The following is an 18,756-nucleotide window of genomic DNA, read 5'->3' as shown; positions in this document are numbered from 1 at the left end:
GTAGTTAATGGATATCTACAAGTCATTAAATAAAATATTACCCACTGTAATTGATAAAATTCCAATTATAATTATTAGTGAATATATCAAATGAACATTACTAATGTATTCTTTAAGAACATTGATCACTCTGGGTACAATAACAACAATAATCAATATTAGACTTATTAAAGAAACTAATCCATATATACCAAAATACAAAAAATGACTAGATATGTAAGTTAAAAAAGGTAGAGCCAATAAAACAATAAATAACATGCTTACTTCAATATATTTGCTTAAGTATCTTTTCATCAATAATCACCTAGAAGTAAGTATAACATAAATAATTAAAGATAGAAATAAGTTGAAGGTTAACATTTGAAAGGAGAAAGTACATGGATGATTTTTTAAGATTTTACAATATGATCAAAGATGGAAACGGATGGGCATTAGAAATATATCATTCAAGCATTATGGATTGGTGTATTACCATTGGATATAAAACCACTCATCCAAAACATGGAACTGATATTATTAAAGTTCAAGATTGTGACATGGAATTAGTTTTTGCAAAGGCTCAAATCAAACTAAAAGAGTGGTTACTAGATAATAATGGTGGATATTGAATAAATCTAAATAACATAGAAGGTGATGAAGAATGGAACCAATAACAATACCAATCAAAGGGAAGATATCACAACTCTTTTGTAAACATGACTACCGGTTATTTGAAAAACCAAGGGATAGTAAGTTTGTAAGCCTTAATGAAGAAAAGCCTATAAGAGTATGTGTAAAATGTGGTAAAGGAATCAATAGACTAAGGAGGGTAAAATAAATGAATCAGAATAAAAATGAGAAAGTACTAATGCAGGAGATTTATCAAGGAGCAAGTGGAGAAGAGATATCAGTTAATACTGATGAAGAAGGATACATAATGATTCATGTTACAGATCATCATAAGAATTCAACTAAAATAAGTATACCATTAAAAGATGCAAGAGTAATTGGAGAGAAGTTAATAGAACATGGAACCCTATTAAAAGTATATAGACTCAATGAAGATGCTGTATCCGAGTGGTTCGCTGCTAAAGACAAAGAGGAAGCATTAAATATTGCAGAAAAAAACTGGGGACTGGATGCATTTGAAGAATATGGAGAGCCAGTTGAAACAAGAGAAGAATTTATTGAGCGTTTCTGTATTGAAGAGGACCTAAATCAAGAATTCAAGTTAGGCGATAAATGGACAACCTTTGCAAAGATTCTATCAGTAATAAACCAATCAGGATTAATATGTGTTGAGAGTTATTGAGCCATTAATAAAAGATAGTACATATCTATATAAAATAAATCTTAAGAAAGTGAGGGGAAACAATGGAAAGGAAAGCATTAACTATAATTCAACCATGGGCTACACTCATAGCATTAGTAGCTAAGAAAATTGAAACTCGTTCATGGAAAACTAATTATCGTGGTGAGATATACATACATGCAGGTAAAAAGATTGATAGAGATTTCTGCTATGAGGATATACCAAAGAGAGTACTCAATATGCATGGATATAATACCAATAATCTACCAACAGGAGTTATCATAGCAAAAGCTAAACTGGTTGACTGTGCAAAAGTAGTAGAGAGCAAAGAAGGGGGTGCAGTACTGGAGGGTGATAAAATATATACAGTTGGAAGCTATGAATTTTACTTCGGAGATTATACACTTGGAAGGTATGGATGGATATTAGAAGATATAGAATTAATTGATCCAATACCTGCAAAAGGACAATTAAGCATTTGGAACTTTGATCTATAGACAATCAAATATAGAAATGTACATAAACAGTACTCAGTAACTAAAACAATATGATTTCAGATAATGAGAGAAGTGGTTTAATTGAATCAAAAAGATAAAGATGAAGAAAAAGTGATTAAGTGTGAGAGTTGCAATAAAACTCTAGCCAAGGGTTACATCATAAAAGGAAGAATAACAATAAAGTGTAAGAAGTGTAAGCATTATACAACAATATGTAAATAGAGACTCTAGAAGTCCTTGAAGAATAAATAATATTCTAAAGGACTTCTTTTTTTAATACTGTAAGGAGTGAATTGAAATGAAGATAGTTATGACAGAGAACATGAAGAAGATTGTGAACAACCTTAAGAGTTATCACCTGATAGAACAAACAATTAAGATAGATGAAAAATACTTACAAGAAAGTCCTTTAAATGGAATCAACTATGACACAATAAAAACAGGCTCAACCAATAATATAAAATCACCAGTAGAAACAATAGCATTAAGAAGGATACAAAAAGAAAATAGAATCAAGGAATATAAGAACATAATAATGGAATTAAATGATGCTATGAGCATATTGGATGAAGTAGAAGAAAAGATTATAAGACTAAGAGATATAGAACATCATACTTGGATGCAGGTAGAATATCATGTAAATCTAAGTGAAAGTCAGTGTAAGAGAATAAGAAAAAGAGGATTATCAAAAATGGAAGAGATAATATATCATGAACAATCTACAGATGAAAATGAAGCTTATCTAAATATAGGACTATAAAATACTGATTCTTATAATTCAAATATAGTTATACATAAACATTCTAAAAATAGCCTAATGGAGAATAATTATCTTATCTAGAATACCCATCTTAAATATTCATAAAAACGGAAATGAAATTGATAATCTTGTTGAGTTTGACATAAATAACGTGTGTCAAACTCGACTTCCAAAAATCAAAGTATATATTAGAAAGAATAGAATCAAATGAGTTTGACAGTTTATTACATATGTCAAACTTAATGACAGGATAAACAATAACATATATTGATTTTATATTATTTTGGATGTACAATTGGTTTTGAGGAGGATGAGGATATGAATGAAAATACTAATACAATAAATGAAGATATTCCAAGTAAAGGAAAAAGTTGTTTTATAGTTACACCAATTGGTAAGGAGAACTCGGATATTAGACGTGCTGCTGAAGGTGTCATTGATTCAGTTATCATACCTGCATTAATAGAAAATGGGTATGATGAAACAGAAATTAAAGTTGCTCATAGAATTTCAAAATCGGGGTCTATAAATAATCAAATAATAGAAAGTATAATTGCAGCAGATATGGTTATTGTAAATTTAACTACACTTAACCCCAATGTTATGTATGAGTTAGCTGTTAGAGATGCCATTTTGAAACCTGCAATACTAATATGTGAAGAGGGGACATCATTACCATTTGATGTTACTGAACAACGTACGATATTTTATAAGAATGATATGTTTGGTGTACAGGAATTGAAACATATCTTGAATGACTTCTTACTCAATGTACCGCAAGAAGTAGACAATCCCATAACTCGTGGAGTTGGAAGAATGAAATTGTTACAAGAAGAAAATGTTAAGTCTAAAGAACCTTGGGAATACATAATCGACAAATTAGATCAACTATCAAATAGAACGATTAATCCACCTGCTATAATACCCGAGAGCACAAAACTAAGTAGCTTTGGAATAGAATTTAAAATTATAGATGATACAAATATATTAGTTATCAAAGACCTAATAGAACAAAGTGTTACAAATATATTGATTGGTATGTTTAATAATATTTATGTGGATGTTGAAGTACTATTACAAACAAAGGCACATGTATGTTTCATTAAGTTTAATAAGTTTTTAGAGTGTGAGTTTAAAGCACAGTTAAGAATCTTTATTAAAAAACTTAATCAAGAATTAAATGGTAAAGTAGAGTTTATTATGCCATATATTTAGGTTCTTCTGGAGAATTGCAAGAGCTGCGGGTGCTCATGACCCCAGTTCTTGACTAGTTACAGGATTTTTTTAGATAGTTAATCCGTTTCCTAAGTGATAAGTTATTATTTAGGTTATTTCAATTTGTAGTATTTAAACAATAAAAACTCCAATGTAATTGACATATTAAGTTCGAATAATTATAAATAAAATACAATAAAAGCAAGTAATATTATATATACATTCTTTAAAAGAAAATCCAAAACTAAAGGAAAAAGTTGTATGTCTAGTTTTATACTATAAGATACTTTTATAAAAAATTTTATAAAAGAGATATATTTAAAAGAAATAAATAGATTAGAGATTTACAAGATATTTTAATTGTTGATGCAACTGAATTTGAATGTCTTATAAATATAATTAAGGAAAATTTTAAATTAGCAGAAACAGTAATAAGTAGTTTTATAAAAGCTAATAGTTATGATAATCTAGAAGGAAAAGATTTATTAAATATTATTAGTAAGCATAAAAAATAACCAGTTTTTTTGACATTAGCTATTATAATATTTTTACATTGAATTTATTCTATAGAGCCAAGGGAAAATAAAAACATATTACAATAGCCAATACCTATTGTAATATGTTTTTAATTATATATGCGTATTAGCCTACAGAAAATAATATATAATGTTGGAATATATACTAATTTATTGAAAATAATAAATAATAGGTATATAATATAAATCAAAATATTATGTTCATAAATTAATAGTGTATACAAATATTATAACGTTATTATATTTTGTAATTTAGCAATAATAATCAGTAATTATCTACAGGGAGAGTATAACATAGTGATAGGAGATATTTTATTAATACCAATAAAACGCAAATTTAGAAAGCAAATTGAATTAACCAATGAATTTAATAATGACTATCATAAATTAATCAAGAATTTATATAGAAAACGATAGTATATTATCTTTAAAGAATAAATATAAATCAACATATACATTTTATAGTAATAAAGATATTCAAGACTGTTCATTTCTATTTAAATACATACCTAAATATATTTTAGATAATAAACTTAGCTCAATACAATTAGATTTTGAACAATATAAAGAATCCTTCATTCGTTGTTATAATGAATTAGATAATATATATGAGATACTATTTAATCAATTAAAGGAATATGAAAATAAAGCTCATGAATTTCTACAGACCATTTCACAACTAAACCATAAACATGCACCATTGAAACTAGAGATAGATTGAAAAAGCAGTTTGACATGTTATATCAATTCGTAATAAGTGGAAATCCTGATAGGTTGGATATCTTTAATGAATTTCATGTATTATATATTAATATAGATGAGAAATTTAATGAATGGAAAGAGTTTCTTTCAAACTATAATGACATTGAAATATTTATGAAAAAAGTATATGAAGCTAAGCAGGATTATATTATCCATGACTTCCTTAATATAAAAGAAGAATTTAATAAAGAATTCTATTATATGGAACATCATAAATTAAGTTCATATTTTATTCGTAAACAATCAACAATTAACTCATTCAAGAATGTATATACCAATCTTGAAAAATATGTTAAAGAATGGAACAAAGAATACGTAAAGAAACAGTTAGTAGAAAATAAAGACTTATTTAATAATATAGATGGGAAATTCACTAGACTCTCAGCAAAGACAAGCTATAGTAGTAGATGAAAAAAGTAATCTTGTAGTTGCAGGAGCAGGATCAGGTAAAACATTAACTATATCTGGAAAAGTTAAATACCTCGTTGATCGTAAAGGAATTGAACCTAATAACATACTTTTGATATCCTATACCCGTAAGGCAGCAGATGAAATGAAGGAACGTATAGTTAAAAAATTAAATGTTGATGTACAATCCCTAACATTTCATGCATTGGGAGTAAAAATAATTAGAGAGGTTGAAAAGAAACCACCTATCATATTTGACGAATTTATAGATGGGAACCCTTTTAACAAGTTTTTTAAAGAAGAGATATATAAAAGCAGAGAATATGTTAACAAAATAATCGAGTTCTATGGTTTGTACATAAATGTACCTAAAGAAGTTAATGAATTTGAAACTATAGGCGATTACTATGAATATTGTAAATCGGTAGATTTTACAACTTTAAAAGGTAAAATGAGTAAGGATACTTATGTTAAAAATAAAGTAAAAGAACTTAGAGAAGATAAAATGACAATCCAAGGAGAGCAGGTAAAGAGTTTTGAAGAATTAATGATAGCTAATTTTTTATATTTGAATGGTATCAATTACGAATATGAAAAATTATATGAATATGATACAGCAGATCAATACCATAGACAGTATAAACCAGATTTTTATTTGACTGATTATGATATATATCTAGAACATTTTGGTATTAATAAAGAAGGTAAAGCTCCTTGGTTAAATAGTATCGAAGAACAAAGGTATCTTGAGGGTATGATTTGGAAGCGAAGATTACATATAGAAAAAGGAACTAAATTAATTGAAACATATTCATATTACAATCAAAAAGGAATATTGCTAAAACTTAAAGAAATTCTTGTGAATGAAGGGGTTAGCTTAATACCAATAGACTATTATAAGGTTTTTAGTTGCCTCTATAACCAAAAAGAAGATAGATATTTTAAAGAACTTATAAAACTATTTAAAACATTTGTTAAGTTATTTAAATCTAATGGATACAAGCTAGAAAAATTTAATCAATATAAAACCAATGCTTTAAATAATAATAATCGTATTTTAAAACAAAGAACAATACTTTTTATGGATATTGCTGAACGTCTATTCACCTATTATGAAAATTACTTAACATCCATTAAAAAAATAGACTTTGATGATATGATTAATAAATCAACAGAATATGTACGTGCAGGGAAGTGGATGCTTAATTACAAATATCAGGATATATCAGTAAGTAGGTATAAGTTAATAAAAAAAATTAGAGATAAAGTATCAGCTAAGGTATTATGTGTTGGTGATGATTGGCAGTCTATATATAGATTTGCAGGTAGTGAAATAAATCTTTTTAAAGAATTTGATAAATTCTTTGGATATTATGAAATGATGAAAATTGAAAAGACATATAGAAACTCACAAGAACTAATTAACATAGCAGGTAACTTTATAATGAATAATTCTTCACAATTTACAAAAGACCTAAAATCAGATCAACATAATCCAAATCCATTAAAGATATATGGATACGTAAACCATCAATAGCAGCTCTTAAAGCAATTCAAGATATTGTTAGTAGATGCGGTTATAATACTGAGATTATGCTTATAGGACGAAATAATTTTGATATAGATGATTTAAAAGATACGGATGAATTTACAGTCCAAACGACCAGAGGAGGAAAATTAAAAGAAGTCTCATGCAATATGTACCCAAATGTTAAATTAACATTTATCACAGCTCATCGTTCTAAAGGACTTGAAGCAAAAAACGTTATAATTATTAATGCTAAGAATAGAATTACTGGATTCCCAAATCAAATGACTGATGATTATGTATTATCTTATGTATTAACAGATGCTGAAGAGTACTTATATGCAGAAGAAAGAAGACTATTTTACGTTGCTATAACTAGAACAAAAGACACTACATATATTATTACTCCTGAAAGAAATCCATCTGTTTTTATTAAGGAGCTAATGACTAAGCAAAAAATAGCCATGCAATATAATAATGTAAATAATAATATAGAAGATAATCCTACATGTCTTAAATGTGATAGTGGTAAATTAGTAATTAGAGAGGGCGATAATAAATTTGTAGGTTGTACAAATTATCCTATGTGCCAATATACCAATAATTATACTGAAATTATTAAAAATCCAATAAGATGTGATGTATGTCATGATTTTTTAGTAAGGAGAAATGGTTCGAATGGTCCATTTTATGGTTGTTCTAGATTCCCAAAGTGTGAGAATACAATAAGCTTGAAGTAAAGAATGTAGAAAAGAAATAAATTTTTTGATATGATTAATTTAATAGAAACTGATATTCAAATAATTATTACAAATTAAAGCCTAAAAAGTTAATAGTTTTATTAGAGAGGAGAAAAGATGAGATTTAAAGTAGAATTACAATTAAAAAAGAATTACTTACCATTAGATTACCGCCCAGCAGTTCTTAGCCTATTTAAACATAGCTTAACGAAATATGAGAATGGTAAATATTTCACTACTTATTATGAAATAGGAAAAGAAAAGCCTTTTACATTTGCTGTAGGCATACCAAATAGTAAATTTAATAAAGAGAAGATATTAGTGCCCCCAAAAAAAATACATATTACTTTTAGCACAGGTGATTTAGGAACAGGAATTATATTTTTTAATTCACTAATGTTGCAAAAGGGAAAATATTACCCTTTGGCTAATGAAAATGGAATGGTTATAAAAAATATTTTAATAGAAAAGGAATCAGTAATTACAACAAATACTATTGAAGTTATTTTTATGTCTCCATTGTGTGTTAGAGAACATAATAAGGAAAATAATAAAGATATATATTATTCTTATGAAAAAAAAGGTTTTAATCAAGTACTTAACAAAATATTAAAATTTCAAATTGATGATTCTAATACCTTATCAACTTCCATATTAGATGGATTTTCCATGGTGCCTATAAGAGGTAAAAAAACTGTAGTAAGGCATCATTCTCAATTTATTGAAGTCACAGTGGGTGTGTTTCATTTGACAGGTAATATAGAATTACTTAAGTATTTATACAAGAATGGAATTGCAAGCCGTAAATCAAGTGGATTTGGTTTATTTGAAATAATATGAAGGAGATTATATGAAAAGTAGAATTGAAAATGAAAATTTTGACACTAGAATTGAAGCAACTGATTGGAGATATGGTGCAAGTATAGTAGGGCTAATAAAATATTTTGATTATCTTGTAGGTAAAGGATGGGATGTAGGATCTAATTTATATGAAATTGATCATGATGCAATATTATACAATGCTAAGCATATTACAGAAGAAAGATATCTACTATTTGTTGAATACTACTTTGAAAATGCTATGCACCATAAGTTGGTTGAAGAAATTTTGAATAGTAATGAATTTACTGATGAACAAATAAAAGCAGTAAATGATAAATTAAAAGCGAATGCAATTATGAAAAAAGTTTTTGGAGATATTAAATTTTCAGGTGAGAATGGAAATGTTATATTACAATATATTAGAGAAAATAGACTATTATTGATAAAAGAAACATACAGAACTGGTAAAAGTTTATACGCTAATTTTGCAAACACAAAGAGTTTATTTAATGAATCTGGTAGCATTTGTAGATTACAAAATTATAATATAGATATAGGAAAAAAGAGTAAATCAATTTCGTATAATTGGGATTTTAAAACATACAAACATGAGGATGAGAAAGAGTTCGATTTTATTCCATTTGCATTTTCAAAGTCATATGAAGCATTTTTTATAAATAATAATTATTCGATAAAACAACTTTTAAACACAAATAATAAAATTAGTTATAGTGATAATCCTAGAAGTACATTATTTGACGAGCTCAAAAATTCTGTTGATTTTATAGATTTTGATGTTGAAGTAATTATTAAAAACAGAAGTGATGAATATTTTGAAACATTATATATCAGAAAAGATGCTATTAAAATATTTAATACTATAAATAATTATAAAGCTATAAAAATGAAATATAAAGTTAATGATAATTACTATATAGATTTTGAAAAGAAAATAACAACTAATATATTAAATGGTATAAAAATTGATGATTTAATAGAAATACTACTAAAATCAAAGATGAATTATTCATATAATATCAAAACACTTATTAATATTAACACATTAATTTATGGAGGGGATAAAATGGACAAGCAAATGAAATCTGCTTATGCAAGTGCTAAAAGAGTGATAAAAATAATGCCAGAGAATAAAGTAAATAGTTATAAGCAAAAATTGATAAGTGCAATTACCTTTAAGGATTATGAAAGGTTTTGCGAAATACTATTACAATTATCTTCCTATTCAGGAGTAGTTTTTGACTTTGCATATGACTTATTCGGGGACTTTGATGATAATAAAAATATTGCGTATACATTCATTAATGCGCTTAACAATGAATCTATACAGGATAATGGAGGGAAAAAAGATGAATAAAAAAGCATTAACACTAACAATTGTAGCAAATATTACATCTAATTATGGAGAAGGGTTGGGAAATATATCAAGTGTTCAAAAAGTTTTTAGAAATGGCAAGAGTTATGCGACAAGGAGTAGGGAGAGTCTTAAAAATGCAATAATGGTACAAAGTGGTATGTATGATGATCTTCAAACAGTGGTAGATAAAAAAGTAAATCAAAAGGTTGTTTCAGAGGAACTTAATGTTACTAATTGTAGAGCATTAGAGGGGGGGTATATGAATACAACTGGAAATACTTATATTAGAAAAAGTTCATTTTATTTGACTGATGCGGTAGCATGTGATGATTTTGTTAATGAAACTAGATTTCATAATAATTTATATCTTGCTTCAAACTTTGCTAAAAACAATAAAATAAATTTACAAGCAGAATCTGGGAAATGTGGACTTATGCCATACCAATATGAGTATGATAAAACTAAAAAAATATATAGTATAACTATAGACCTTGACATGATAGGCAAAGACGAGAATTTTAAAACACCAGAAGCTTATGGCAAGGAAAAAGCAGATAGAGTTATTAGCATATTAGGAGCAGTAGAAAACCTTAATCTAGTAGTAAAAGGAAATTTAGACAATGCTGAGCCACTATTTATAGTAGGTGGTCTAACTAACAGAAAAACTCATTATTTTGAAAATGTAGTCAGGGTAAAAGAGGACAAACTATTAATTACTACAGATTTAAAAGACAGAATCAACAAGGGGTTTAGCGTAGCATTGTTAGAAGGCGAAAATTTTAGAAATGAACAAGAGATAAAAAAGGAATTGAAACCTAATAGTATTGCTGATTTTTTTGAAAGTTTAAGGGATCAGGTCAATACTTATTATGGGGTGTAAGTATGGAAGTTTTAAGAATTATATTAACGCAAAGCAGTGCAAATTATAAAAAAGAAGAAACTGTTTTAAATAAAATGACATATCCACTTCCACCATTTTCAACGATAATTGGTGCATTACATAGTGCTTGTGGTTATAAAGAGTATCACCCAATGGATATTAGTATTCAGGGTAAATATGAAGCTATGAATAAAGAACCATACACAGATTATTGTTTCTTGAATTCTACAATGAATGATAGAGGGATTCTAGTAAAAATGAAAAATGAAAATCTCTTATCTACAGCATTTGATATAGTTGCAAAAGCAAAAGCAGCTACTGGAAATGATTTTAGAAAGGGAATTACAATAGAGATTATTAATAAAACATTACTAGAAGAATATCGATACTTAAAAGATTTATCGGAAAAGTTAACAGAATTCAAAAAAACTAGAATTGTTAAAGTATTATCACTTATAAAAAAACGTAAAAAGACATTGATGACTAAAAAGAAGAACTATGAGAGTAAAACTTCAGAATATAAACTTATTTCTACACGAGAAAAACAAATAAAAGAATTAGAAAAAAACATTAAAGACAGATTCAAAGAATATAAATATAAACAATATGAAATACCATATGCTTTATTTTCAAGTCTTACAACTTCAATAAAGTATTATGAAGTTTTAAACAATATAGAATTAATACTTCACATAAAGAGCGATAGAAACACGCTTGAAGATATTAGAGATAATATATACAATTTAAAATCGATTGGTAGAAGTGAAGATTTTGTAGAGGTTATAGAGACCTGTTTTGTAGATGTTGTGGAAAGATATGAAGAGGGAATGTCGAGTGATTATTCTGCTTACATCAATTATAATCTTGTGAAAAATAAGAATGTATATTTAAAGTCAGGAGATAAAATAATAGCTAATGGAACAAAATATTACTTAAATAAAAATTATAAAATAAAAGATAATAAACGAATATTTGAAAAAAAGAAAGTTGTATATACATCTGGATATTCAATAGAAGAAGGTTGTGAGAATCTTTATTTTGATATAAACAAAGATAAGTCATATATAGTTAATTTTAATTAGGGGTGATCTTATGGATTTATCTATATATAAAGCAAAACCTGACAAAACGATAAGAGAGCATACGGATGAAGTATTGAAAAATCTTGATATATTACAAAATCTTAATTATATAAAAAGCAAATATGTTTATGAACTTTTAAAAATTGCTTGTGAATATCATGATTATGGTAAAGTTAATAAGGAGTTTCAAAAAAGAGTAAAGAATAATACTAAGTTTAATGAAAATATTGAGATGGCACATAACGTGTTATCTTTATATTTTATAAATCAAAAAGAATTTAAAAATAAAGAAGATTATTATAAAGTAGGATTTGCAGTTTTAAATCATCATAATTATTGTGATAATTTAAGAGCAATACAGAATAAAGAATGCAAGGAATTATCAAAAAGTTTACTAAGTGAATTTAAAATATATCCTATTAAAATAAGTACGCCTAGTAATTTAAAAGAAATAACAAAAAATGATGATGCAATTATCATAAAAGGGTTACTCCATAAATGTGACTATAGTGCTAGTGGAGAAATTCCAATTGAATATGAAAATAATTTTCTGAGTTGTGGACTTAATAATTTATTAAAGAAATGGAAAAACGAAGATAATGATGCAAGCTGGAATGATCTTCAGAAATTTTGCAAAGAAAACACCAATAACAATATTACGGTAGTTGCGCAAACAGGTATGGGAAAAACTGAGGCTGGACTTCATTGGATAGGCAATACGAAAGGCTTTTTTATATTACCATTAAAGACAGCAATAAATTCTATATATAAAAGAATCAAAGAAAATATTTTAGATAATCAGCATATTGAATCTAGATTAGCACTTCTTCATTCGGATTCACTAAGTTATTATAATGACGATAAAAATGATGAAATGGATATTATGGATTATTACAATCAAAGCAAACAACTATCTTTACCTCTTAGTATTTCAACATTAGATCAATTATTTGATTTTGTTTTTAAATACCAAGGTTATGAGCTAAAACTTGCTACATTATCATATTCAAAAGTAGTCATTGATGAAATTCAAATGTATGGTGCGGATTTACTTGCATATTTGATTTATGGGATTAAAACATTAAATAAATTTGGAGGAAAGATTGCAATTTTAACTGCAACATTAGCTCCATTTATAAAAGATTTATTAAAGACAGGGAAAAATCCTATTGAGTTCGAGGAAAAAACATTTATAACTGATATAAAAAGACATAATGTGAAGATATATCATAATCAGATTGATACTGATATTATATATAATAAATTTGAAGAAAATAAAAAAAAGGGTGTAAGTAATAAAATTCTTGTGGTTTGTAATACTGTAAAAAAGGCACAACAGATATACATAGAATTGTCTAAAAAAAAAGAATCAAATATAAATATTTTGCATAGTAAATTTATTAAATGTGAAAGAACAGCAAAAGAAATACAAATTTTAAGTTTTGGGAAAACTGAAGTAATAGGTGAGGGTATATGGATATCCACACAAATTGTAGAAGCGAGCTTAGATATTGATTTTGATTATTTGTTCACAGAGCTCTCAGATATAAGTGGGTTATTTCAAAGGTTTGGTAGGTGTAACAGAAAGGGTGTAAAACCTATAGATGAAGCTAATTGCTTTGTGTTTTTAGAAATAGATAAAAATCTTTTGACAAATGGAAATAAAGGATTTATCGATAGTAAAATATATTCAGTATCAAAAGATGCATTGAAAAATATAGATGGGGTATTAACAGAAATAGATAAAGTAAATATAGTAAATAAGTATTTAACAATACAAAATTTAAAAGGTAGTGACTATTTATTTAATTATAACAGATTTATGAAATGGGTAGAAGATTTAGAGCCTTATGAGCTAGACAAAAAAGATTCCAGATTAAGAAACATTGTATCATACAATGTCATACCTAATAAAATTTACCAAGAGAATAAAAATGAGATAGATGAGAATTCTAGAAAGCTATTAAAATGCATAACAAAAAAGTTAGAAAAAAAAGAGTTAGATAAAATAAGATTAGAGAAAATAAAGGTAAAAGAAGAAATTTTAAAATATACTGTACCAGTTGGTAGATATGATATCTACTATCAAGGCACAAATGTAATAACTAAAAAAATTAAATTAAGTAGAAATGAAGTTATTAATGTTGTTAATTGCAAGTATAATGAGTTGGGATTTATACGATTGACAAGCAAAGAATTAAAAGATGTAGTAGATAACTATGATAATTTTTTGTAATAGGAGGTATTGGTATGGATAAGCCAATTAGTGGAATGATGATTTATTATTACATTGTTTGCAAGAGGAAATTATGGTACTTCTACAATCAGATACAAATGGAATCAGACGATGAAAATATTAAAATAGGAAAGGTTCTTGATGAAAATACTTATGAAAGAGAAGAGAAACATATAAATATAGATAATGTAATTAATATTGACTATATAAAAGATAAAGGGATATTACATGAAGTTAAAAAAAGTAGAAAAATCGAAGAAGCAGGAATAATTCAGATAAAATATTATTTGTATTATCTAAAACATAAAGGTGTGGAAAACATTAAGGGTAAAGTTGACTATCCACTTCTAAAGCAGTGTATTAACATAGAATTGACAGAGGAGGATGAGAAGTGTATAGAAGCTATTTTAATAGATCTAAAAAAAATTGTAGGTAGAAAATTACCACCTATGCTTGAAAAAAAAGGGTTTTGCAAGAAATGTGCATATTTTGAACTGTGCTATATTTAATTAAGGAGGTGAGCTAATTGAAACGTAGTTACTATATATATACTAATGGAAATATACATAGAAAGGATAATACACTGCAATTTACAAATAGTTATAATGAAACTAGAGATATTCCTATAGAACAAGTAAAAGATATATACTTTATGTCTGAAATGACATTAAATACAAAATTTATAAATTTTGCATCAAAAAATCAAATACCATTACACTTTTTTAATTATTATAGTTTTTATACAGGTAGCTTTTATCCAAAAGAGGTTTTGCTTGCAGGTAACTTGTTAGTAAAACAAGTTAGGCATTATGATGATGACAGAAAGAGAATTGGTATAGCAAGGAAATTTATTGATGCTGCTGCTGCCAATATTTATAGAAATTTAAGATACTATAATAGTAGAGGTAAAGATGTAAAAAAAACAATGATAGAAATTGATTCTCTGAGAAAAAAAATATTAAAAACTGATAGTATTAATGAATTAATGGGTATTGAAGGTAATATTAGAAAACAATATTATTCTGCGTGGAATATTATAGTTGATCAGCAAATAAATTTTGAAAAGAGAGTAAAAAATCCTCCTGACAATATGATTAATACAATGATTTCTTTTGTTAATGGATTAGTGTATACAAGAGTATTAGGAGAAATATATAGAACTCAACTTAATCCGACTATTAGCTATTTACATGAACCAGGAGTAAGGAGATTCTCATTAAGTTTGGATTTAGCAGAGGTATTTAAACCAATTTTAGGTGATAGATTAATATTTTCACTACTAAATAAAAATCAAATTACAGAAAATAGTTTTACAAAAGATTTAAATTATCTTCATTTAAAAAAAGATGCATCGAGATTAATCTCGATGAAGTTTGATGATATGCTTAAAAAGACAATTCGGCATAAAGATTTATCAAAAAATGTAACGTATCAGCATTTAATTAGACTTGAATGTTATAAATTGATAAAACATTTAATGGGAGAGAAAGAATATGAGGGGTTTAAAATTTGGTGGTAGGAGGAAAAAAAGAAATGTATGTTGTTTTGGTATACGACATAAGTGGACTAGGAAATGGACAAAAAATATTAGGTAAAGTGTTTAAAATCTGTAAGAAATATTTAACTCATATTCAAAATTCTGTTTTTGAGGGTGAAATAACAGAAGGACAAATAGTAAAATTAAAGTCAGAATTAAATAAACTTATTAGAAAAAACATAGATTCTGTGATAATATTTAAAAGTAGAAATGAAAAATGGTTAGATAAAGAATTTTGGGGTAAAAAGGATGATGCATTATCTAACTTTTTTTAATACTAATGAATTGTCGATGTAACATAGTGTGAAAATACTGGGAGTACGACAAAAGTTAAAGGCATGCAGGTTTAGGTAGATAGAATACTTAATTTGTGATATTATTAAATTAATAATAGACATAATAAAAAGAGGTCGACAAAAACTATAATTTAAGTGTACATTAATAGGGGACTTAAATGAGATGCGTATTAATCTATCCATATTGGAATGTAAATCTAGGATTATGAAGTCTATCGGTTACTTTTAACGGAGTATTAATCTATCCATATTGGAATGTAAATGTTAAAATATCATCTGCTCCAAATCCATTAGCCATGTATTAATCTATCCATATTGGAATGTAAATTGGTCTTTAAATGCTATATGACGTATATATGGTTCAAAGTATTAATCTATCCATATTGGAATGTAAATTTATAATATATATATCTAAATCTTCTTGAATGTCTAGTATTAATCTATCCATATTGGAATGTAAATATTGGAATTGATAGTTACGATTTTGTAAGCGAAGTTGTATTAATCTATCCATATTGGAATGTAAATAAACACAAGTAACGGTATCTATGTTAAAAGAAGCCAGTATTAATCTATCCATATTGGAATGTAAATTATGAAACTAGCTTGGAGTTTAGCGCAAAGATGGAGGTATTAATCTATCAATATTGGAATGTAAATCATGTATTTATTTTGAAATGAATGTGTTGTGTCTTGGTATTAATCTATCCATATTGGAATGTAAATAAAGAAATGGTTGAGAAATATATAAAAAAGCATTTAGCGTATTAATCTATCCATATTGGAATGTAAATGGTGATGAATGGTCCAGACTTCCACACTTTTGTTAGTATTAATCTATCCATATTGGAATGTAAATATTGAAGAATGTATGAATAAACTTAAAAGTACAACAGTATTAATCTATCCATATTGGAATGTAAATGAATATAAGGGACTAATTGTAAAAACTGGTGTTTATGTATTAATCTATCCATATTGGAATGTAAATACAGCTGAAGATAGATTTATAAAATATTTATATTAGTATTAATCTATCCATATTGGAATGTAAATATACATAACCACCTTGCATTACCATAGCTGTTATAGTATTAATCTATCCATATTGGAATGTAAATTCCCCACAAATGCTGTTCCATATTACAGCTGTTTCGTATTAATCTATCCATATTGGAATGTAAATTATGATGCAAATACATTGGTTTTGCCTTCTGAATATGTATTAATCTATCCATATTGGAATGTAAATAATAATGAAGCTTATTAAATATAGTCTTTACATCATAGTATTAATCTATCCATATTGGAATGTAAATAACGGCTTAAATGGCGTGTGTGATATTATGGTTTATAGTATTAATCTATCCATATTGGAATGTAAATTTTATACGTTTGCAAATATAAAGATTACCATAATAGGTATTAATCTATCCATATTGGAATGTAAATACTTTAGATTTGGCTGCTGCAAGTGGAGAAAGTCTGTATTAATCTATCCATATTGGAATGTAAATGTGTGACTTGAAGTTGAAGCAGGAGTAGAATACTCAGTATTAATCTATCCATATTGGAATGTGAATTAGAAAAAGATATCATGACATATTCCCGGATTTAAAGTATTAATCTATCCATATGGAATGTAAATTTAAATTAAGCATGAATTTATTCACCTCTTTTTTTGTATTAATCTATCCATATTGGAATGTAAATTTTTATAAAATGCCTATAAAGGAATTTAAAGAATATTGTATTAATCTATCCATATTTTGAATGTAAATAAGTGTAGCCATAGTAGAAGATGGTGAAGAAGCCAGTATTAATCTATCCAAATTGGAATGTAAATGTTTTCTTTGAAGTAAAAGCGATTTCCTTATCATTCAGTATTAATCTATCCATATTGGTAAGTTAAATTATAAGTACCTGTACAAAATATATAAATGAAGATTATTTAACCAGAAGGCTCAATAATAAGCTTACTATAATTAACCCTATTAATAGTAGAAATATTAAGCTCCCATTTTTTTATCGTACCAGAATGAACATTCAATAACTCACCTAATTCCTTACGAGTTAAATTCAATCCCTCTCTTATTGATAATATTTTCTTTGATGGATTATTTTTAATAAACCTCAAATAACTATCACATAAATAATCTTCATCTACCTGTAATACTTCAGCAATTTTTCTTATATTATATAAAGAAGGAAAGTATTGGTCATTTTCAAAACCTATTAAATATTTCCTACCAATGTTAGCTTTCTTAGCAAGAGCTACTTGTGATAACCCCTTTTTTAGTCTATTTTTTCTAATTCTATTCCCTATTGTAATCTCTGGTAACTGATTAACTGATAACTCACTATATCCTATTTCTAATGTAGTCTTTTGGTTAGCATAGATAATGAATTACTAATGATGCTAAGGAATGAAAAGAAACATGCAAAAGAAATATCACTTCAAGAACCTATAGGAATTGATAAAGAAGGAAATGAGATCAGTTTAATTGATGTTATTGAGACAAAAGCAGATTCTATTGTAGACCAAGTCGATCTGAAGATGAAAATACGTCTATTATATAATAAAATGAAGTATGTACTAGGACAGAGAGAGAAAACAGTAATAGAGCTAAGATATGGGTTGAATAATGGAGCAGAAAAGACTCAAAGAGAGATAGCAAATATGCTAGGGATTTCTAGGTCGTATGTTTCTAGGATTGAAAAGAAGGCACTTAGTAAGTTGTATAAGGAGTTTAATGGAAGTAGATAATGATACACAGAAAATAAAAATAAC

At 26.8% G+C, this 18,756-nt stretch carries 20 protein-coding genes, 1 pseudogene and 1 CRISPR repeat array; of the genes and pseudogenes, 18 read left to right on the top strand and 3 right to left on the bottom strand.

The window, feature by feature from the left end:
• Window positions 1-15: 15 nt before the first annotated feature.
• Window positions 16-294: a hypothetical protein gene (locus AACQ14_RS17170; RefSeq protein WP_339364816.1), complete on the bottom strand. Its 279-nt coding sequence runs from the start codon at window positions 292-294 to the stop codon at window positions 16-18.
• An 83-nt stretch (window positions 295-377) separates the two neighbouring features.
• Between AACQ14_RS17170 and AACQ14_RS17165 the strand changes: the two genes are divergently transcribed.
• From AACQ14_RS17165 to cas2, 17 genes are all read left to right on the top strand, one after another.
• Complete coding sequence (locus AACQ14_RS17165) at window positions 378-608, top strand: hypothetical protein (protein ID WP_339364815.1); 231 nt, start codon at window positions 378-380, stop codon at window positions 606-608.
• Between the two features lie 32 nt (window positions 609-640).
• The gene (locus tag AACQ14_RS17160) at window positions 641-817 is read left to right on the top strand and encodes a hypothetical protein (RefSeq protein ID WP_339364814.1); all 177 of its coding nucleotides are present in this window, start codon (window positions 641-643) and stop codon (window positions 815-817) included.
• Window positions 818-1,291, top strand: a complete 474-nt coding sequence (locus AACQ14_RS17155) for a hypothetical protein (protein WP_339364813.1) — start codon at window positions 818-820, stop codon at window positions 1,289-1,291.
• A gap of 62 nt (window positions 1,292-1,353) precedes the next feature.
• Window positions 1,354-1,788, top strand: a complete 435-nt coding sequence (locus AACQ14_RS17150; protein WP_339364812.1) for an ASCH domain-containing protein — start codon at window positions 1,354-1,356, stop codon at window positions 1,786-1,788.
• 298 nt (window positions 1,789-2,086) lie between these two features.
• Window positions 2,087-2,548, top strand: coding sequence for a sigma-70 RNA polymerase sigma factor region 4 domain-containing protein (locus tag AACQ14_RS17145; protein WP_339364811.1), 462 nt, complete (start codon window positions 2,087-2,089; stop codon window positions 2,546-2,548).
• Between the two features lie 318 nt (window positions 2,549-2,866).
• Complete coding sequence (locus AACQ14_RS17140) at window positions 2,867-3,763, top strand: hypothetical protein (RefSeq protein WP_339364810.1); 897 nt, start codon at window positions 2,867-2,869, stop codon at window positions 3,761-3,763.
• Window positions 3,764-5,016: 1,253 nt separating this feature from the next.
• Window positions 5,017-5,472: a hypothetical protein gene (locus tag AACQ14_RS17135; RefSeq protein WP_339364809.1), complete on the top strand. Its 456-nt coding sequence runs from the start codon at window positions 5,017-5,019 to the stop codon at window positions 5,470-5,472.
• Window positions 5,423-7,006, top strand: coding sequence for a UvrD-helicase domain-containing protein (locus AACQ14_RS17130; protein WP_339364808.1), 1,584 nt, complete (start codon window positions 5,423-5,425; stop codon window positions 7,004-7,006). The genes AACQ14_RS17135 and AACQ14_RS17130 overlap by 50 nt, the downstream gene beginning before the upstream one ends.
• 56 nt (window positions 7,007-7,062) lie before the next feature.
• Window positions 7,063-7,737 carry a topoisomerase DNA-binding C4 zinc finger domain-containing protein gene (locus tag AACQ14_RS17125; protein WP_339364807.1) on the top strand — a complete coding sequence of 225 codons (675 nt, stop codon included), beginning with the start codon at window positions 7,063-7,065 and terminating at the stop codon, window positions 7,735-7,737.
• A 117-nt stretch (window positions 7,738-7,854) separates the two neighbouring features.
• Window positions 7,855-8,577, top strand: a complete 723-nt coding sequence (gene cas6 / locus AACQ14_RS17120) for a CRISPR-associated endoribonuclease Cas6 (RefSeq protein ID WP_339364806.1) — start codon at window positions 7,855-7,857, stop codon at window positions 8,575-8,577.
• Between the two features lie 10 nt (window positions 8,578-8,587).
• Window positions 8,588-9,934, top strand: coding sequence for a type I CRISPR-associated protein Cas8a1/Csx8 (gene cas8a1, locus AACQ14_RS17115; protein ID WP_339364805.1), 1,347 nt, complete (start codon window positions 8,588-8,590; stop codon window positions 9,932-9,934).
• Complete coding sequence (gene cas7i / locus AACQ14_RS17110) at window positions 9,927-10,814, top strand: type I-B CRISPR-associated protein Cas7/Cst2/DevR (protein WP_339364804.1); 888 nt, start codon at window positions 9,927-9,929, stop codon at window positions 10,812-10,814. Before cas8a1 ends, cas7i begins: the two co-directional genes overlap by 8 nt.
• Before the next feature lie 2 nt (window positions 10,815-10,816).
• A complete protein-coding gene (gene cas5 / locus AACQ14_RS17105; protein ID WP_339364803.1) occupies window positions 10,817-11,896 on the top strand; it encodes a CRISPR-associated protein Cas5 in 1,080 nt (359 codons plus the stop codon).
• Between the two features lie 10 nt (window positions 11,897-11,906).
• Window positions 11,907-14,132: a CRISPR-associated helicase Cas3' gene (gene cas3 / locus AACQ14_RS17100; protein ID WP_339364802.1), complete on the top strand. Its 2,226-nt coding sequence runs from the start codon at window positions 11,907-11,909 to the stop codon at window positions 14,130-14,132.
• Window positions 14,133-14,146: 14 nt separating this feature from the next.
• Window positions 14,147-14,641, top strand: coding sequence for a CRISPR-associated protein Cas4 (locus tag AACQ14_RS17095; protein WP_339364801.1), 495 nt, complete (start codon window positions 14,147-14,149; stop codon window positions 14,639-14,641).
• A gap of 17 nt (window positions 14,642-14,658) precedes the next feature.
• Window positions 14,659-15,651, top strand: a complete 993-nt coding sequence (gene cas1b / locus AACQ14_RS17090) for a type I-B CRISPR-associated endonuclease Cas1b (RefSeq protein ID WP_339364800.1) — start codon at window positions 14,659-14,661, stop codon at window positions 15,649-15,651.
• A 14-nt stretch (window positions 15,652-15,665) separates the two neighbouring features.
• Window positions 15,666-15,944 carry a CRISPR-associated endonuclease Cas2 gene (cas2, locus tag AACQ14_RS17085; RefSeq protein ID WP_339364799.1) on the top strand — a complete coding sequence of 93 codons (279 nt, stop codon included), beginning with the start codon at window positions 15,666-15,668 and terminating at the stop codon, window positions 15,942-15,944.
• Window positions 15,945-16,132: 188 nt separating this feature from the next.
• Window positions 16,133-17,548: a CRISPR direct-repeat array (repeat unit 30 nt; unit sequence GTATTAATCTATCCATATTGGAATGTAAAT).
• A gap of 368 nt (window positions 17,549-17,916) precedes the next feature.
• Here cas2 and AACQ14_RS17080 read toward each other — a convergent pair.
• Both AACQ14_RS17080 and AACQ14_RS24775 read right to left on the bottom strand, forming a co-directional pair.
• The gene (locus AACQ14_RS17080) at window positions 17,917-18,102 is read right to left on the bottom strand and encodes a helix-turn-helix domain-containing protein (protein WP_339364798.1); all 186 of its coding nucleotides are present in this window, start codon (window positions 18,100-18,102) and stop codon (window positions 17,917-17,919) included.
• 18 nt (window positions 18,103-18,120) lie between these two features.
• Window positions 18,121-18,279 (bottom strand): annotated as a pseudogene (locus AACQ14_RS24775) (helix-turn-helix domain-containing protein); the annotation flags it as partial.
• 72 nt (window positions 18,280-18,351) lie between these two features.
• Here AACQ14_RS24775 and AACQ14_RS17075 point away from each other — a divergent pair.
• A complete protein-coding gene (locus tag AACQ14_RS17075; RefSeq protein WP_339364797.1) occupies window positions 18,352-18,732 on the top strand; it encodes a sigma-70 family RNA polymerase sigma factor in 381 nt (126 codons plus the stop codon).
• Window positions 18,733-18,756: the final 24 nt, after the last annotated feature.

The organism is Vallitalea maricola (assembly GCF_036985595.1).
Lineage (GTDB): Bacteria > Bacillota > Clostridia > Lachnospirales > Vallitaleaceae > Vallitalea > Vallitalea maricola.
Note: the sequence above shows the minus strand (reverse complement) of the source record. Positions and strands in the feature narration are given on the sequence as shown.

What these genes read in the sequence shown, in the direction of transcription:
- AACQ14_RS17170 (WP_339364816.1), bottom strand. Translation starts at nt 294, where the DNA reads ATGAAAAGATACTTAAGCAAATATATTGAAGTAAGCATGTTATTTATT.
- AACQ14_RS17165 (WP_339364815.1), top strand. Translation starts at nt 378, where the DNA reads ATGGATGATTTTTTAAGATTTTACAATATGATCAAAGATGGAAACGGA.
- AACQ14_RS17160 (WP_339364814.1), top strand. Translation starts at nt 641, where the DNA reads ATGGAACCAATAACAATACCAATCAAAGGGAAGATATCACAACTCTTT.
- AACQ14_RS17155 (WP_339364813.1), top strand. Translation starts at nt 818, where the DNA reads ATGAATCAGAATAAAAATGAGAAAGTACTAATGCAGGAGATTTATCAA.
- AACQ14_RS17150 (WP_339364812.1), top strand. Translation starts at nt 1,354, where the DNA reads ATGGAAAGGAAAGCATTAACTATAATTCAACCATGGGCTACACTCATA.
- AACQ14_RS17145 (WP_339364811.1), top strand. Translation starts at nt 2,087, where the DNA reads ATGAAGATAGTTATGACAGAGAACATGAAGAAGATTGTGAACAACCTT.
- AACQ14_RS17140 (WP_339364810.1), top strand. Translation starts at nt 2,867, where the DNA reads ATGAATGAAAATACTAATACAATAAATGAAGATATTCCAAGTAAAGGA.
- AACQ14_RS17130 (WP_339364808.1), top strand. Translation starts at nt 5,423, where the DNA reads ATGGGAAATTCACTAGACTCTCAGCAAAGACAAGCTATAGTAGTAGAT.
- AACQ14_RS17125 (WP_339364807.1), top strand. Translation starts at nt 7,063, where the DNA reads ATGCTTATAGGACGAAATAATTTTGATATAGATGATTTAAAAGATACG.
- cas6 (WP_339364806.1), top strand. Translation starts at nt 7,855, where the DNA reads ATGAGATTTAAAGTAGAATTACAATTAAAAAAGAATTACTTACCATTA.
- cas8a1 (WP_339364805.1), top strand. Translation starts at nt 8,588, where the DNA reads ATGAAAAGTAGAATTGAAAATGAAAATTTTGACACTAGAATTGAAGCA.
- cas7i (WP_339364804.1), top strand. Translation starts at nt 9,927, where the DNA reads ATGAATAAAAAAGCATTAACACTAACAATTGTAGCAAATATTACATCT.
- cas5 (WP_339364803.1), top strand. Translation starts at nt 10,817, where the DNA reads ATGGAAGTTTTAAGAATTATATTAACGCAAAGCAGTGCAAATTATAAA.
- cas3 (WP_339364802.1), top strand. Translation starts at nt 11,907, where the DNA reads ATGGATTTATCTATATATAAAGCAAAACCTGACAAAACGATAAGAGAG.
- AACQ14_RS17095 (WP_339364801.1), top strand. Translation starts at nt 14,147, where the DNA reads ATGGATAAGCCAATTAGTGGAATGATGATTTATTATTACATTGTTTGC.
- cas2 (WP_339364799.1), top strand. Translation starts at nt 15,666, where the DNA reads ATGTATGTTGTTTTGGTATACGACATAAGTGGACTAGGAAATGGACAA.